Raw genomic sequence first — 15,108 nt, forward strand, 5'->3', positions numbered from 1 at the left:
TAAAACAATGAAAAACAATTATTTAGAAAATATCACTTCTTGTAATGTATACTATATCTCCAATAAGAAAAAGCTCCTAAAATAGCCCAAACAACGAAACTATAATAGACTGCAGTCGGCGTCACTACCTGATCCCCGCTAGCATAAGAATGCAACCCTTTTAAGTAGAAATTTACTCCGAAATATGTCATCAAAATAGACGAAACTGCAAATACAGACATCAGATTAAAAAACCATCGACCACGCAAACCAGGAACTAATCGCATATGTATTACTAGAGCATATACCATAATACTAACTAAAGCCCAAGTTTCCTTTGGATCCCAGCCCCAATATCGCCCCCAACTTTCATTAGCCCACATACCACCAAGGAAATTACCAATGGTTAACATCACCAAACCTATAGTCAATGCCATTTCATTAATAATAGTAATCTCTTTGATATTTAGCGCCATTCTCTTTTTGTTAGACTTAGTGGTCAATATCATTAATAATAAAGAAAGGATTCCTAGAATAGCACCAACAAAGAAAGGCCCATAGCTGGCTACTATAATGGAAACGTGAATTAAAACCCAATATGAATCTAAAACAGGTTGTAAATTTGCAATTGCTGGGTCTGTCCAATTCTCATGTGCAAAAAATAATATAATAGCAGCAACAAAGCCCGTGGCCGCAACAGTAAGGTTACTCTTTTTACCAAACGCCAACCCTAACGCCATTGTTGCCCAAGCTACATAGATCATAGATTCGTATGCATCACTCCAAGGAGCGTGACCAGATACATACCATCTAATTATTAATCCAGATGTATGTACCATAAAAATCAATACAGTAATTCCCATAAAGATTTTTACCAACACTTTTACAAACTTATTTTTATAATAAAATATACCAAAAATGATAATTAGAATAAATAGCAAACTAATAATTCCATAGTACCTATATAATGTTCTAAAAATATCATACTTATTAAGAGCTATCTCAGCTTGTATTTTTTCATCTGTTGGCATTACCTCGCTTCCAAACTTTGTTTGAAATGCTTTGATACTTTCTAGATACTGATCAGGCTTACTATAATCACCCGTAGTTCTTGCTTCCTGTAATGACTGTATGTAAATAGGAATAATTTGTCTAGTATAAACGGAATCCATTCCAGTAAATTTGTGTTCATTTAACTGCGGGACTGACACCCATTTATTTCCTTTGTCATTAGGAACCGGAAAAATTCTAAGAATTCCTCCTCCCAGAGCCTGATTTAACAAATAGAATTTTTCGTGCGTTTTTAAGAAATCCTTTTCAAAACTACTTGGTGTACTTGTACTACTTGCTTTTTCTAAATAAGGATCTAACTTATAAGAACCATCTTGTTCTACTAAATCTATAAGAGAAACTCTTCTCTCTGATTTCGAAACCCCTAAAATCTTACGAATACTATCATTTTCTCTTTGTATCTCAATAATAGGAATGCTATACCATATAAAAGGGTTCTCAACCATAGATACAAATACCTGATCTGCAGTTAAACCCTCATACGTATCTTTTTTACTTAACTTACGAAGTAATTCTGAAGAGAATGTATTTACAGGTTTCATTCTACCTCGCTCATCTTGGATAATAATACTACCAAATTTCGCAGCGTGCTCTTTGCCAACAGCATTGGCTTTTATAATAGAATCTAACTTAGCTTTACTTGGTAAAGTCTGAAGATGATTTACATGGTTCGGTTCTTCCTGTTGTGGTTGTTTTTGTTGTTGTGCAAAAGAAAATGTTGAAACAAACAATGTTAATAAAAGAGTCAATTCTTTCTTTTTTGACTTTACTTTATTTAACATCTGTTCTAAATCCTTAAATCTTGATCCTTTTGTGAAGAGTATAAGCATTAATCCTAAGTATAATAACATATATCCAGCATAGGTAACCATAGTTCCCCAATAATCATGATTTACAGATAATACCGTTCCTTTTTCATCTGGATCAAAAGATGCTTGAAAAAAACGATATCCTTTATGATCTAAGACATGATTCATAAAAATATCATATGGTTGAGGCGCCGCATTCTCTTCTACAATATCTACTTTACTCATAAAAGATTTATATACCTTTTCTGTTCCTGGCTGCTTCTCTGCAATAAAATCATTTAATTTTAACGCAAAAGGAAGCTCTAGTCGCTTAGAACCATAGCTAAAATACATATCAAGTCCGCCTAAAGAAATTTTCTGCATATCATTTGCATACCCTTTCCCTCCTAACAACTTTACTTCTTTGGTTTCACCGTTAGTAGTAACATCGACAATAAGTGCATCTTGCTGTCCTTTATCTTTTATCTCAATTGGAACCACATCATATGTTCCAGTTAATACTGGATCCGGAATTACAAATTGCATTCCAGCGGTTTGATATAAAGATCGTAACATAAGAGGTTGAACGCTATCTTTAATTACTAAACCTTGCTGTTGATCAGCCATTCGTAAATAAGATCCCTCAAAAGGAGATTCTATATAGTACTCATCATTCTTATAAGTGATATTAATAGCACCTTTTGTAGGTATATTAAAAGCAACCAAAATATTATGAATATTTGATACTTCACCTTCCTTTAAATAATGGTCGTGTCTATTGCCATCACCTGCTTCTACGATCTTAAGATAATTCTCTCCATCTTCCTTCTCGACTAAGCCCATTTCTGCACCGGTAATATAATCTCTATATTGTATTGTTACAGGCTGACTATTATAATCCGTATTAATTGTAAAATCATTATTGGTAGCCTCAGTCAACTCTAATTGTTCCGAAATTGGTCTTCTACGAGGTTCTCCGTTAATTTCTCCATCAAGAAAAACCGTTAAATATGTGCGTTCGGATAAAAACTCTGAAGTAGTTTCTCCTTCTCGTATTGGCATTACGCCCTCATAACTTATATATCTAGTTATAAAAGCACCAAGAAGAATTAAAATGAAAGAAAGGTGCAAAAGTAATGTTGCCCATTTTTCTTTTTTGTACAATTTATATCGAACGATATTTCCGCAAAAATTGATCATAAAAAAAGCCATAATAGCTTCAAACCACCAGGTATTATAGATCCAAATTCTTGCTGCTGTTGTTCCATAGCCATCTTCTAAAAATGTTCCTACCGCCATCGAAGCAGCAAAAACTAAAAATAGAACAGCCATTAATCTCGTAGAAAATAAAATACTTGCTAACCTCTTTTGCATTGTAATTTTTTTAGCTCGGCAAATTTAGTGTTTTTGGCAGGATAATCAGACATTCTAATTATCCTATTTATTGGTTTTAACAGAACTATAAAACTTGTCTAATTTTTAAAGTATGTTCCTTATTTTAGCCAAATGATTACAGTAGTTATTCTTGGTGCCGGAAATGTAGCACAACATCTATATACTGCTTTTCGAAATCAAAAATCGACAGAAGTAGTACAATGTTACAATCGAAAAGGAATTTTAATTCATAAAGATCAAAAAAAAGCATCTATTACTGATTCTCTAAATAATTTAAAAAAAGCCGATCTATACATCTTAGCGATAAGTGATGATGCTATAGAAGAGGTTTCAAAAAAATTACCTTTTAAGAATAGATTAGTTGTTCATACATCAGGTAGCGTTCCGATAGCTGCTATTAATGATAAAAATGCTCGAGGCGTTTTCTACCCTTTACAAACATTCAGTGCTACAAAAAAAGTAGATTTTAGCAATATCCCTTTTTGTATTGAAGCAGATAATGAAAAAGACAAACAAATTTTAAGAAACATCGCCTCTCAATTATCAAAAAGAATCTATGATATTAATTCTGATCAAAGAAATGTATTACACGTCGCAGCTGTATTTGTAAATAATTTCACAAATTATATGTTTTCCGTGGGAGATGAAATTTGTAAAGAAAATGAAGTTCCTTTTGAAATCTTACATCCATTAATACAGGAAACTGCAAAAAAAATAACTGAGATAGAACCTCAAAACGCTCAAACGGGACCAGCTATTCGTAAAGATTACCAAACGATTGAGCGACACCTTAAAATACTTAAAAATAATTCACAAAAAGAACTATACAAAACACTTACCAAAGCAATACAATCTAAATATGGAAAAGAGCTATAAAGAGTACCTACAACATATCACCACCTTTATTTTTGATATAGATGGGGTTCTAACCGATGGGACAGTATTAATTAATACCGATGGAGAGTTATTAAGAACTATGAATATTAAAGATGGATATGCATTAAAAACTGCAGTTCAACAAGGATTTAATGTATGTATTATATCTGGAGGAAAAAATGAAGGCGTAAGAAAAAGGTTAGAAGGTCTTGAAATAAAGGACATTTATTTAGGAGCTCATCATAAAGTGGAGCAACTTAATGAATATACGGATAACAAAAACATAAAACTGGAAAATGTCTTGTATATGGGTGACGATATCCCAGATTTACCGGTTATGAATATGGTAGGATTACCAACCTGTCCTCAAGACGCAGTGGCAGAAGTAAAAGAAGCCTCAAAATATGTTTCATTTAAAAAAGGTGGGAAGGGTTGTGTAAGAGATGTTATTGAACAAGTCTTAAAAGTACAAGGAAAGTGGGTTGCTAACTATAATGCCAAAGCGTAAACTCTTTTATCATTTATAAAAAAGATACTATGAAATTAGTCTTTGCTACTAACAACCTAAATAAACTAAAAGAGGTACAAGAGCTTATCCCCTCTCGCATTCAACTACTAAGCCTGTCCGATATCGGTTGTACTGAAGATATTCCGGAAACTTCTCCAACTATTGAAGGCAATGCTATTCAAAAAGTTCAATATATCAAAGAACATTATGGATATGATTGCTTTGCTGATGATACGGGATTACAAGTTGATAGTCTAGATGGTGAACCTGGTGTATATTCTGCTAGGTATGCAGGAAAAGCAAAGGATTCTAATGCTAATATGCTGAAACTTCTAACAAACTTAGAAGAAAAGGAAAATCGAAATGCACAATTTAAAACAGTCATTGCACTTTGCATTAATGATAGGCTACATACGTTTACTGGCATCTGTAAAGGAACCATAACTAAGGAAAAAAGAGGAGATCAAGGTTTTGGATATGATCCGGTTTTTCTACCTAATGGATTTGATGAAACTTTCGCAGAACTATCTCTTGAAGAAAAAAATAATATAAGTCATAGGGCGATAGCCATTAAAAAACTGATTATATTTTTAAATAATTAACCTGCATCTGGAAATGCCAACATATCACCCATTCCAACTGTAAAGAGCCAGTTTCCATAAATAGCGTGTTCGATAGAAACTAATGTGGTTGATTTTGTTCTTTGATATGTAAATGCAAATAAAAGTCCTCCTAAAAAAGTAAGCAACTGAACAAGAAAGCTTCTTAAAAAAATATGCGCTAATGAAAAAAGAATTGCATTTAAAAAAATAAATAGCCATTTATTCTTTATCAAATTTTCATATCTATCATAAAAAAATGTTCTATAAATAACCTCCTGTGGCCATACAGATAGAAAGGTATATACAATTAAAATGACACCCCATAACATAGGTTTCTTTATTAAAACCGAAAATAACTTATCGGGAGCAACCCAAAAAACATACAAACTAGTAACCACCACAATAATAGCTAGTTTAACGACCGTTTCTTTCCAAAACGGCTTCCAAAAAGTTTTATCTGGGAATTTTATTTTAAGAAGTTTAGATTTTCTTAAATGAATAAGAATGTATACAAATCCAGCAACAGTTAAACCAACTTTTATAGGAGTTGGATAGGTAAATAAAAAACTAACCGGAAGTAAAACGAATAAAAAGAACAGCTCAATTCCTCTAGTAAAAGTAGGTTGCATCAATATTAATTTTTCACTAATTTCTGGATAAAAAATGAAACAAATCATTTTTTAACAAATAAAAAAAGCCTCTGGGCAAGAGGCTTTTGTTTAGGGAAATCAAATTTTGGGGTCTATTCGATTTACAATTTTGGGGTAATCAAACTTCGGTATTCCAAGAATACCTTAAAACTAATTCATGTTATATCAATCATTAACAACACTTCAAAGATACATGCTATATCAGAAAAAGGCGATAAAGTTATTTTACAAAAATTAAATAATATCGATAAAAAGCATTTTTAATCGATAAAACGCAAGATCACTAATTACTACTCACCTTATACTTTGATATGAAACATTTTATCACTGCAAAACACTACAAGGAAGATACATGTAAACTTAAATAATAAAAAAGCCTCCTGAGGTTAGAGGCTTATTAGCATTGGGGGCGAAATAAATTTTGGGGCAAAAAAAGGTACTTAAACATAGAGGTAACATTAAAACTAATTCTATTCAGTAATTACTCTTTTTTTACATTTCAAAAATACTATTAACATTTAATTTTCATAGATAACAATAGATAAACAAACAATAAAACATCGATTAAAAGCAAAAAAATTCGATAAAAACATAGATTCTTTAAATCAAGAATTAACAGAAAGTAATACGCACAAAAAAGCCTCATTAATGAGGCTTATAATTTGTCAAATTCAATCTTGGGGGAAATTAAATTTGTTGGGGCAAAAAAACGTAAACAAATAATTCCAATTTTTCTCTCTCGTTATATATTCAATTCCTTTATATCTTTTCTTCTGATGATTCAAAAGTACTTTATAAATACTTTTTTTATAAATATCCTTATACAAATATAACATATTTAATCGACAAAAAACAAATATAATCGACAAAAAACACAAAATGTTTTTAAATAGCCGAAAACCAAAGTGTTTTTATAACCAAACAAAAAAATACATTGCATAAATTTTATTAATATCGTAACATTACATCCTTAAAATTTCGAATACAACGTATGGAAAGTCAAAATATCAATCCCACTGGTCCCCAAAGTGAAGAAATTATTGAGAATAGAGAATTAAATATTTGGGAAGCATTAATTCCGATTATTGCCTTAGTAGGAATGTTATTTTACAATGTTTATTTTGCTTTTGGTGATGATGCCTTAAGTGGAAGTAATCAATTTATTTTACTTCTAGGAGCAGCGGTTGCTGCCATCGTTGGTTTTTTTAATAAAGTCTCTTACAAACAGATGATGGAGGAAGTTGCTCGAAATGTTAAATCAACTACTGGTGCTTTGTTAATACTTCTTATGGTGGGTTCGTTAGCAGGAACTTGGTTAATTAGTGGTATTATCCCTACAATGATTTATTATGGTTTACAAATTCTTAATCCTACCATTTTTCTGGCTGCTTGTGTAATTATCTGTGCCATTATTTCTATTGCTACCGGTAGTTCTTGGACTACATCAGCTACTGTGGGTATTGCACTTATAGGAATTGGCGATACCTTAGGTATTTCACTTGGTATGACTGCAGGTGCTGTTATTTCTGGAGCATATTTTGGTGATAAAATGTCTCCATTATCAGATACTACTAATCTAGCTCCTGCAATGGCAGGAGGAGAATTATTTTCGCATATAAAATATATGACCTATACCACAGTGCCTACTGTAATAGTTACCCTTATTATTTTTATTATAATAGGACTTACATTGGATACTTCTGGAACTCCAGAAATTGGGCAACAATTAGAAGCAATAAAAAGCGCATTTACAATTTCGCCTTGGTTGTTTATTGTACCAATTATTGTTATTGGTCTTATTATAAAAAAGACGCCTCCTTTAATTGCCTTATTAGCTGGTACATTATTAGGAGCTATTGCTGCTATTATTGCCCAACCCGACATCGTTATAAATATCGCTGGATCCGAAAAACTTGATTTCAATTCTGCATATATAGGTGTAATGAAAGCAATGACAGTAGATACAGCTGTTGAGACTTCTAGTAAAGAATTAAATGATCTATTTACAGCCGGTGGAATGTCCGGAATGCTCGGTACCATTTGGCTAATTGTTTGCGCTATGGTTTTTGGCGGTGTTATGGATGCTATTGGTGCTTTAGCCAGAATTAGCAAAGCTTTATTAAGTTTATTTGACTCTGTATTTGGATTATTTGCCAGTACTGTAGCTAGTTGTTTAGCATTAAATCTTACTGCTTCTGACCAATATTTAGCAATTGTAGTACCAGGAAGAATGTATGCCAAAGCATTTAAAGATAAAGGGCTTGCCCCAGAAAATTTGAGTAGAACTTTAGAAGACTCCGGAACAGTGACTTCAGTATTAGTTCCATGGAATACCTGCGGAGCTTATCAAAGTGGTGTTTTAGGTGTTCCTGTCGTAGATTATTTCTTTTTTGCAATCTTCAATTGGCTTAGTCCATTTACAACATTACTTTTTGCTGCTTTCAGAATAAAAATTAAACAATTAGGGGATAAATAACAATATATATCATAATAAAAAAGCGCATTCATTAAAGAGTGCGCTTTTTTAATTTTTCAATTTTTATCAATAATAGGGATCGGCTTTTTATCATTATCAATTGCTACAAATTTAAACAACCCCGAAACTGCTATCTCACGATCATAGTTATACATCTCTTCTTTATAAATATCAACTTTTACCATACAACTAGTTCTACCTACTTCTTGAACCTTAGCTACAAGCTCTATAATAGTGCCCTCTGGAATAGGTTTTTCAAAATCAATTTTCCCTGTAGAAATCGTCACGACTTTTTTCCTACTAAAACGGGTAGCACAAATGAAAGAAACCTCATCCATTAATTGTAACGCAGTTCCACCGAATAAAGTTTCATAATGATTGGTTGTATTAGGAAAAACAGCCTTAAAGATTCTGGTTTCTGATTTTTTGATTAATTCATCAATAGTATTCATACAATAGTTATATAGTTTTTTCTTATCATTTTAATGAATAAAGATACTTGTTATACCTTTATCTTTGTCCTATATTTTTTAAAATTCTAGGATGGAAATTATTGAAAGCCTTCAATGGCGATATGCAACAAAAAAGTTTGACAATACTCGTAAACTGCCACAAGAGAAAATTGATATACTTACTACAGCTTTTAACCTGACTGCCACTTCTTATGGATTGCAGCCTTTAAAACTAGTAGTTTTAAATGATAAGGAAATCCAAAAAGAACTTACCGCACATTCTTGGAACCAACAACAAGTAGCGGATGCATCCCATATCTTAATTTTTTGTATTGAAAACACAGTAGGTGAAGCATATATCACAAAATATTTTGATAATGTAAAAGCAATAAGAGATACTCCCGAGGAAATATTAAAACCTTTTAAAGAACAACTGATAGATTCTTTTGAAAATAAAAGTGCAGATGAAATTTCTAATTGGGCAGCTAAACAAGCATACTTAGCTATGGGAAATCTGTTAACCGTATGCGCAACAGAAAAAATAGATGCCTGTCCTATGGAAGGTTTTATTTCTGAAAAATATGACGAAATTCTGAATCTTACTCAATTGGGGTTAACTTCTGTTTTAGTTCTACCTGTTGGATATCGATCTAAAAATGATATGTTTGCTGATTTAAAAAAAGTAAGACGTTCTATTAATGAAACCGTCATTACATTGTAATCAAATACTTGGCAGGATATTTGGTGTCTTAAAAATGTTATATTTTTGTTGCACCTAAAACTTAATAAAAAATGAAAAAAATAGTTCTTTTTTTATCATTAATCGCTACAACGTCTGTATTTGCTCAAAATAGTGAGTTGTACTGGTTAAATGATTTTGAAACTGCTAAAGAAATTTCTAAAGATGCTAAGAAACCAATTCTTATGTATTTTACAGGTAGTGATTGGTGTGCTCCTTGTATTATGCTTGAAGAAGATTTTTTTAGTACCATTAGATTTAAGGAACTATCAAAAAGATTAATTTTATTAAAAGTAGATATTCCGAGAAGAATGGATGTAATTTCTGAGGAACAATTAAAAGCAAATAAAAAACTACTAGCTAAATATAATAAGGAAGGTGGGTTTCCTAATATAATTGCACTAAATCATAAAGGGAAACTACTTGGTAAACAAGGCTCCTATAGTGCTTCTCTTAGAGATCCTGCTAGATACTTTAGTTTTGTTACCATGATTATTGAGAATTACTAAATAAAAAGATAAAACATACACTATATAATCAAAACTCTTTTCGGTATTTTTGCCGAAAAGAGTTTTTAATTTAACACCTCACCTATGCCTGGATTCGAGCTATTTGGAGCTGAAGAAAAAAAAGAAGTTCAAGATGTATTAGACAATGGAGTTTTAATGCGTTATGGTTTTGACGGGAATCGTAATGGACACTATAAAGCTTTAGAACTTGAAAGAGATTTAGCTGCAAAAATGCAAACGAAATATGCTCAAGTAGTATCTAGTGGTACTGCAGCTCTTACAGTGGCTTTAGCCTCTGCTGGTATTGGATCAGGTGATGAAGTAATCATGCCTACCTTTACTTTTGTAGCTAGTTTTGAAGCAATCCTTTCTGTTGGAGCTACTCCTATCTTGTGTGATATTGATGATACATTAACTTTAAATCCTGAGGCGGTAAAGGCTGCAATTACATCAAAAACTAAGGCGGTCATGCCCGTTCATATGTGTGGTTCTATGGCTGATTTAAAGGCCTTAAAAGTAATCTGCGAAGAGAATAATTTAATCCTTTTAGAAGATGCATGCCAAGCAATTGGAGGTAGTTATGATAGTAAACCATTAGGTAGTTATGGTGATTTAGGATGTTTTTCTTTTGATTATGTAAAAACTGTTACCTGTGGAGAGGGTGGTGGATTGATCACCAATTCTAAAACATACGCTGATAATGCTCATAAATATCAAGATCATGGACATGATCACGTTGGTAACGATCGTGGAGCAGAAACACACCCCTTTTTGGGATACAATTACAGGCTTTCTGAATTGAATGCTGCAGTTGGTATTGCTCAATTAAGAAAATTAGATCAAACTATAGCTATTCAAGAAAAAAATTATTCAATTCTTCGAGAGGCTTTATCAGAGATGCCACAAGTAAGCTTTAGACGAGTTCCCGAGACTGGAATTGAAAGTTATGCTTTTTTAAATATATTCTTACCTTCTGAAGAATTAGCAAGAAAAGGACACAAAGCCCTTGGCAGTCATGGTGTAGATGCCTGTTTTTATTGGTTCGATAATAACTGGCACTATTATAAAAAGTGGGAACATCTATTACAGCCTACATCGTTAAATGCGTTATCGCAAGCACAACTAGATGGTCTACAAAGAAATAATCAATCTTTTGATGCTAGTGATGCTTGGATGGGTAGAACAATTTCTTGTTTAATAAAAGTAGGTTGGTCCGAAGCAGAGGTAAAAGAAAGAGCTTCAAAAATGATTGAAGCTCTACAAAGTATATTATAAAAAAGGACTGTTTCCTAGTAGTTCACATATTCTACTATTTCTAATCCGTACCCTATCATTCCAACACGTTTTTGTTGAACAGAGTTAGACACTAATCTAAGTTTATGAATATTTAGGTCGTGTAAGATTTGAGCACCTATACCAAAATCCTTGCTATCCATTGCTATTTTCGGTGCTTTAACGATATCGCTTCCATTCTGCGCTTCATTTAACGCTTTTAATCTGTTTAATAAATTAAACGACTGACTTTCTTGATTAATAAAAACAATTGCACCTTTACCTTCTTTATTAATACGAGTGAACATAGCGTCTAAACGCTTATCAGCATTGTTGGTCAAAGTACCAAGAATATCATTATTAAATAATGTAGAATTGATGCGAGTAAGTACGGGTTCATTATCTGACCAACTTCCTTTTGTTAATGCTATATGAATCTGACTATTAGTAGTCTGCTTATAAGCTCTTAATCTAAAACTCCCAAAACGTGTTACAATATCAAAATCTTCTTTCTTTTCTATTAGCGAATCGTGCTGCATGCGATACGCAACTAAATCCTCAATAGAAACTAACTTAAGATCATACTTTTTAGCAACTTCTACTAATTCTGGAAGTCTTGCCATTGTGCCATCCTCATTCATAATCTCTACAATAACACCAGCAGGTTCCAATCCTGCTAATCTTGCAAAATCAATTGCCGCTTCTGTATGTCCTGTTCGTCGTAAAACACCACCTTCTTTTGCTTTTAATGGAAAAATATGTCCAGGTCTTGCTAAATCATAAGATTTAGTGTCCGGGTCAATCAAAGCTTTTACGGTTTTAGCTCGATCACTCGCAGAAATTCCTGTAGTAACACCATTACCTTTAAGATCCACAGAAATTGTAAAAGCAGTTTCCATAGGATCCGTATTATTATCGACCATCATATTTAGTTTGAGGTCTTCACAACGCTGTTCTGTTATTGGAGTACAAATTAACCCTCTCCCATGAGTTGCCATAAAATTGATCATTTCTGGAGTAACTTTTTCCGCTGCTGCAAGAAAATCTCCTTCATTCTCTCTATCTTCATCATCAACCACAATAATCACCTTTCCTTGGCGAATATCCTCTATAGCTTCTTGGATAGTATTCAGTTTTAACTTGTTTTTAGTCTCAGTAACTTGTGACATAGCAATACAATTCTTAATTTAAAAGCAAAGGTACTTTATATAATTATCAAATGGAATAGTATCCACTAATTATCTGATTTTCTTAAGATCTTTATTTAATCTTTTATTATAGAAAAAATATAGTATTGGAAATAATGGAATACCAATAATTAGAAAAATAATCAAGGATGGTTTCTCTATTAACCCTTCAAGTTTTGTATAAAAACTTTTCAGATTAACATATGATTTAACCAAAAAGACGATATACGAGATTACACCTAGACCATTAAAAATTAATAGCATTGTTTTATTGCCACCAGCATCCTTTGAGATCAACATAATTACAATATTTACTATTAACAATAGTAAAAACAATGCAAATACTAACGAAGAATTTTCTTGAAAATTTATTTTATTTTTCTCAACCTCAATAAGAGTATTTTGATCTATCTCTACATCAATTTCTTGATTAATCGATAAACTTTTATTTTTATTCTTTTTATCGGATCTCTTTTCAAAAAAATCTCGAATAGGTTGTACTAACATATCAAAACTCGCTAATCCCCTATCTCTAGTAGCTCTATACGTAAGGAAAATACTAAGTGGAAAAATAATAAACGTAGACAACCAAGATCCAACAAATGGAGGAATCCCTCCTTCTTCTGCCCCGTTCTTAGCAAAGATTCCAATAAAATGATATGTTAGAAACAAGACCACTCCAATAACAATTGGCAACCCTAATCCTCCTTTTCTTATAATCGCACCTAATGGAGCTCCTACAAAAAACAGTAAAATACAAGCTATGCCTAGAGCGTACTTATCATGTAATGACATTTCATACTTATTAAGTGCTCTCTTTTTAACATCTAATGTTCTTTTAGCTGTTTGAAGTCTTCTTATGACTCCATCAACGTTAGAAAATGCCAGATTATAGATTTGAGACTTTTGCTTGACACTAAATCGATCATTTATTAAATCTATAGTATCCTTTGTTGCTTTTTTTAAGGTATCTATTTTTAGATTCCTATTTAACTCTTTAAAACCGTTTCTTCGATTTACATCATCCTCGGTAGCAATATTCTCTTGATTTACCTGAATAGATAACGTATCTATTTGTTGTCTTAGTCCATTTACATTTAACATATTATACCCTTTACTATATTGCTGGGCATCCATATCAACATTATCCAAAGACGATAAATCTATATTTAATATATATTGTTTAAAATGGGTTTTAGCGAATGGTAGTTTTTTTCTTTTCTTGGGAGATTTTGGTTGCACCTCTTCATAATAATTCCCATCATTTAAGATAAGTGTAATCAAATCAGAATCAATACTTCCTTGCAATTCACCATCGGTAGCTTTTATTACAGTAAAATTACCAAGTCTTGCACCTTTTTTATGAATGATCACATCTTTTAAAAATTGATCATTATCCCCATATTTTTCTGATACACGTATATTAATATCTCCCAAATCATTAAACTGATTGGGAGTAATCACCATAGCGGGTTTGACTTTTACTATATTTTTACGCAGGTTAACAAACTTACGTTCGGAATTAGGAATTACAGTATTGGAAAATAAAAACGCTCCAATACCCACAAAAAATATAAAAACAGCTAATGTTCTCATAGCTCTCTGCAATGATATCCCAGATGATTTCATTGCGGCAAACTCATAGTTTTCTGCAAAATTACCAAATATCATTATCGATGTAAGAAGAATAGTCAATGGCAATACCATTGGTATTAATCTAGGAGTAGCATATGTTAAAAACTTTATTATTACTGCAAAATCTAAATCCTTTCCCGCTAACTCCGATATAAATAACCAGATTGTTTGCAATAAAAGAATAAACATAATGATAATAAAGAGTGGGAAAAAAGTCTTTAAAAAAGTCGTTAGAATATATCTGTCAAGTATTTTCACCTATTCGTCTATAAAATAAATCCCGAAATCTTCGGGATGTAAATTGTTTTTAATATTAGCCTATAAATATATCACTAATCTAAACGATTGATATAATAATTAGCATATTTTGATTCATCAAAAACAAATAATGTTTTTGATAATGGTTGATTTGTTTTAAAACTATTTACTGTAATTGTAATATTAGTCCCATTATTTTGCATCAAAATTAATTTATAAATATGTTTTGTTTGCTTATCTACACCTAATAAAATCTCTTTTAATTCACTATTAGAATCAATAGGGATCAATTTCACAAATTGAATCTTTCTTCCTTGTACATCTTGTACAATATCTAACTTAGAAGTATAACCATCTTCATAAAAAGTAAGCATTTTTGAAGGTGTTACACTGGATTCATCTTCGGCACTCTGAGAAGAAATATTTATTTCTTCATCCTCAGGAACTATCATATGCAATTTCTTACCATCATACATTTGCTCCGTTCCCATTAAATTTAATAAGTACTTTTCTCCCAAAAGAGTTACATCACCTCTTGTTTCTTGAGAAACATTTTCTGCTGGGTTATTAAGTGCATATTTAAACCCAATAACTATATTATCATAACTCTTTACTTTAGCGGACACCTCATCCAAAAGTTTTTTAGCATCTTGTGCTTGAGTATTTGCTATAAAAAGTGTTACTACTAAAAAAAATATTCTATGTATCATC

13 protein-coding genes are annotated in these 15,108 nt (G+C 31.9%); 7 read left to right on the top strand and 6 right to left on the bottom strand.

What is annotated here, in order from left to right; genetic code table 11:
• Positions 1–32 precede the first annotated feature (32 nt).
• Positions 33–3,212: a cytochrome c biogenesis protein CcsA gene (locus H526_RS0109855; RefSeq protein WP_027392846.1), complete on the bottom strand. Its 3,180-nt coding sequence runs from the start codon at positions 3,210–3,212 to the stop codon at positions 33–35.
• Positions 3,213–3,344: 132 nt separating this feature from the next.
• Between H526_RS0109855 and H526_RS0109860 the strand changes: the two genes are divergently transcribed.
• From H526_RS0109860 to H526_RS0109870, 3 genes are read left to right on the top strand one after another with little or no spacing between them, the layout of a single operon-like run.
• Entirely contained in the window at positions 3,345–4,109 is a 765-nt protein-coding gene (locus H526_RS0109860) for a Rossmann-like and DUF2520 domain-containing protein (protein WP_027392847.1), read from the top strand.
• Positions 4,093–4,617 carry a KdsC family phosphatase gene (locus tag H526_RS0109865; protein WP_027392848.1) on the top strand — a complete coding sequence of 175 codons (525 nt, stop codon included), beginning with the start codon at positions 4,093–4,095 and terminating at the stop codon, positions 4,615–4,617. Before H526_RS0109860 ends, H526_RS0109865 begins: the two co-directional genes overlap by 17 nt.
• 29 nt (positions 4,618–4,646) lie before the next feature.
• A complete protein-coding gene (locus H526_RS0109870; protein ID WP_027392849.1) occupies positions 4,647–5,219 on the top strand; it encodes a non-canonical purine NTP diphosphatase in 573 nt (190 codons plus the stop codon).
• On the opposite strand, the gene H526_RS0109875 is transcribed toward H526_RS0109870, so the two are convergent.
• On the bottom strand, positions 5,216–5,896 hold the full coding sequence (locus H526_RS0109875) for a CPBP family glutamic-type intramembrane protease (RefSeq protein ID WP_233557438.1): 681 nt from the start codon (positions 5,894–5,896) through the stop codon (positions 5,216–5,218). The genes H526_RS0109870 and H526_RS0109875 overlap by 4 nt on opposite strands.
• A gap of 964 nt (positions 5,897–6,860) precedes the next feature.
• On the opposite strand from H526_RS0109875, the gene nhaC reads away from it, so the two are divergent.
• The gene (nhaC, locus tag H526_RS0109880; RefSeq protein ID WP_027392851.1) at positions 6,861–8,345 is read left to right on the top strand and encodes a Na+/H+ antiporter NhaC; all 1,485 of its coding nucleotides are present in this window, start codon (positions 6,861–6,863) and stop codon (positions 8,343–8,345) included.
• 56 nt (positions 8,346–8,401) lie between these two features.
• Here the strand turns inward: nhaC and H526_RS0109885 are convergent, their stop codons facing one another.
• Positions 8,402–8,797: an acyl-CoA thioesterase gene (locus H526_RS0109885; protein ID WP_027392852.1), complete on the bottom strand. Its 396-nt coding sequence runs from the start codon at positions 8,795–8,797 to the stop codon at positions 8,402–8,404.
• A gap of 91 nt (positions 8,798–8,888) precedes the next feature.
• Between H526_RS0109885 and H526_RS0109890 the strand changes: the two genes are divergently transcribed.
• The 3 genes from H526_RS0109890 to H526_RS0109900 all read left to right on the top strand — a co-directional run bounded on the left by H526_RS0109890 (position 8,889) and on the right by H526_RS0109900 (position 11,320).
• Positions 8,889–9,518, top strand: coding sequence for an NAD(P)H-dependent oxidoreductase (locus H526_RS0109890; protein WP_027392853.1), 630 nt, complete (start codon positions 8,889–8,891; stop codon positions 9,516–9,518).
• A 71-nt stretch (positions 9,519–9,589) separates the two neighbouring features.
• Complete coding sequence (locus H526_RS0109895) at positions 9,590–10,045, top strand: thioredoxin family protein (RefSeq protein ID WP_027392854.1); 456 nt, start codon at positions 9,590–9,592, stop codon at positions 10,043–10,045.
• Positions 10,046–10,129: 84 nt separating this feature from the next.
• The gene (locus tag H526_RS0109900; RefSeq protein WP_027392855.1) at positions 10,130–11,320 is read left to right on the top strand and encodes a DegT/DnrJ/EryC1/StrS family aminotransferase; all 1,191 of its coding nucleotides are present in this window, start codon (positions 10,130–10,132) and stop codon (positions 11,318–11,320) included.
• Between the two features lie 14 nt (positions 11,321–11,334).
• On the opposite strand, the gene ribB is transcribed toward H526_RS0109900, so the two are convergent.
• From ribB to lolA1, 3 genes are all read right to left on the bottom strand, one after another.
• Positions 11,335–12,486 (bottom strand): 3,4-dihydroxy-2-butanone-4-phosphate synthase, encoded by a 1,152-nt coding sequence (gene ribB / locus H526_RS0109905; protein ID WP_027392856.1) that lies wholly within the window; start codon positions 12,484–12,486, stop codon positions 11,335–11,337.
• A gap of 69 nt (positions 12,487–12,555) precedes the next feature.
• Positions 12,556–14,328: an LptF/LptG family permease gene (locus tag H526_RS0109910; RefSeq protein WP_027392857.1), complete on the bottom strand. Its 1,773-nt coding sequence runs from the start codon at positions 14,326–14,328 to the stop codon at positions 12,556–12,558.
• A 143-nt stretch (positions 14,329–14,471) separates the two neighbouring features.
• Positions 14,472–15,107 (bottom strand): outer membrane lipoprotein periplasmic chaperone LolA1, encoded by a 636-nt coding sequence (gene lolA1, locus H526_RS0109915; RefSeq protein ID WP_035085131.1) that lies wholly within the window; start codon positions 15,105–15,107, stop codon positions 14,472–14,474.
• Between the last annotated feature and the right edge of the window lies 1 nt (position 15,108).

The sequence above is a fragment of the Aquimarina latercula DSM 2041 genome, assembly GCF_000430645.1.
Classification (GTDB): Bacteria; Bacteroidota; Bacteroidia; order Flavobacteriales; family Flavobacteriaceae; genus Aquimarina; species Aquimarina latercula.

Excerpts from the sequence above, each read along its gene's own strand:
- H526_RS0109855 (WP_027392846.1), bottom strand. The coding sequence starts at position 3,212 with ATGCAAAAGAGGTTAGCAAGTATTTTATTTTCTACGAGATTAATGGCT.
- H526_RS0109860 (WP_027392847.1), top strand. The coding sequence starts at position 3,345 with ATGATTACAGTAGTTATTCTTGGTGCCGGAAATGTAGCACAACATCTA.
- H526_RS0109865 (WP_027392848.1), top strand. The coding sequence starts at position 4,093 with ATGGAAAAGAGCTATAAAGAGTACCTACAACATATCACCACCTTTATT.
- H526_RS0109870 (WP_027392849.1), top strand. The coding sequence starts at position 4,647 with ATGAAATTAGTCTTTGCTACTAACAACCTAAATAAACTAAAAGAGGTA.
- H526_RS0109875 (WP_233557438.1), bottom strand. The coding sequence starts at position 5,896 with ATGATTTGTTTCATTTTTTATCCAGAAATTAGTGAAAAATTAATATTG.
- nhaC (WP_027392851.1), top strand. The coding sequence starts at position 6,861 with ATGGAAAGTCAAAATATCAATCCCACTGGTCCCCAAAGTGAAGAAATT.
- H526_RS0109885 (WP_027392852.1), bottom strand. The coding sequence starts at position 8,797 with ATGAATACTATTGATGAATTAATCAAAAAATCAGAAACCAGAATCTTT.
- H526_RS0109890 (WP_027392853.1), top strand. The coding sequence starts at position 8,889 with ATGGAAATTATTGAAAGCCTTCAATGGCGATATGCAACAAAAAAGTTT.
- H526_RS0109895 (WP_027392854.1), top strand. The coding sequence starts at position 9,590 with ATGAAAAAAATAGTTCTTTTTTTATCATTAATCGCTACAACGTCTGTA.
- H526_RS0109900 (WP_027392855.1), top strand. The coding sequence starts at position 10,130 with ATGCCTGGATTCGAGCTATTTGGAGCTGAAGAAAAAAAAGAAGTTCAA.
- ribB (WP_027392856.1), bottom strand. The coding sequence starts at position 12,486 with ATGTCACAAGTTACTGAGACTAAAAACAAGTTAAAACTGAATACTATC.
- H526_RS0109910 (WP_027392857.1), bottom strand. The coding sequence starts at position 14,328 with ATGTTTATTCTTTTATTGCAAACAATCTGGTTATTTATATCGGAGTTA.
- lolA1 (WP_035085131.1), bottom strand. The coding sequence starts at position 15,107 with ATGATACATAGAATATTTTTTTTAGTAGTAACACTTTTTATAGCAAAT.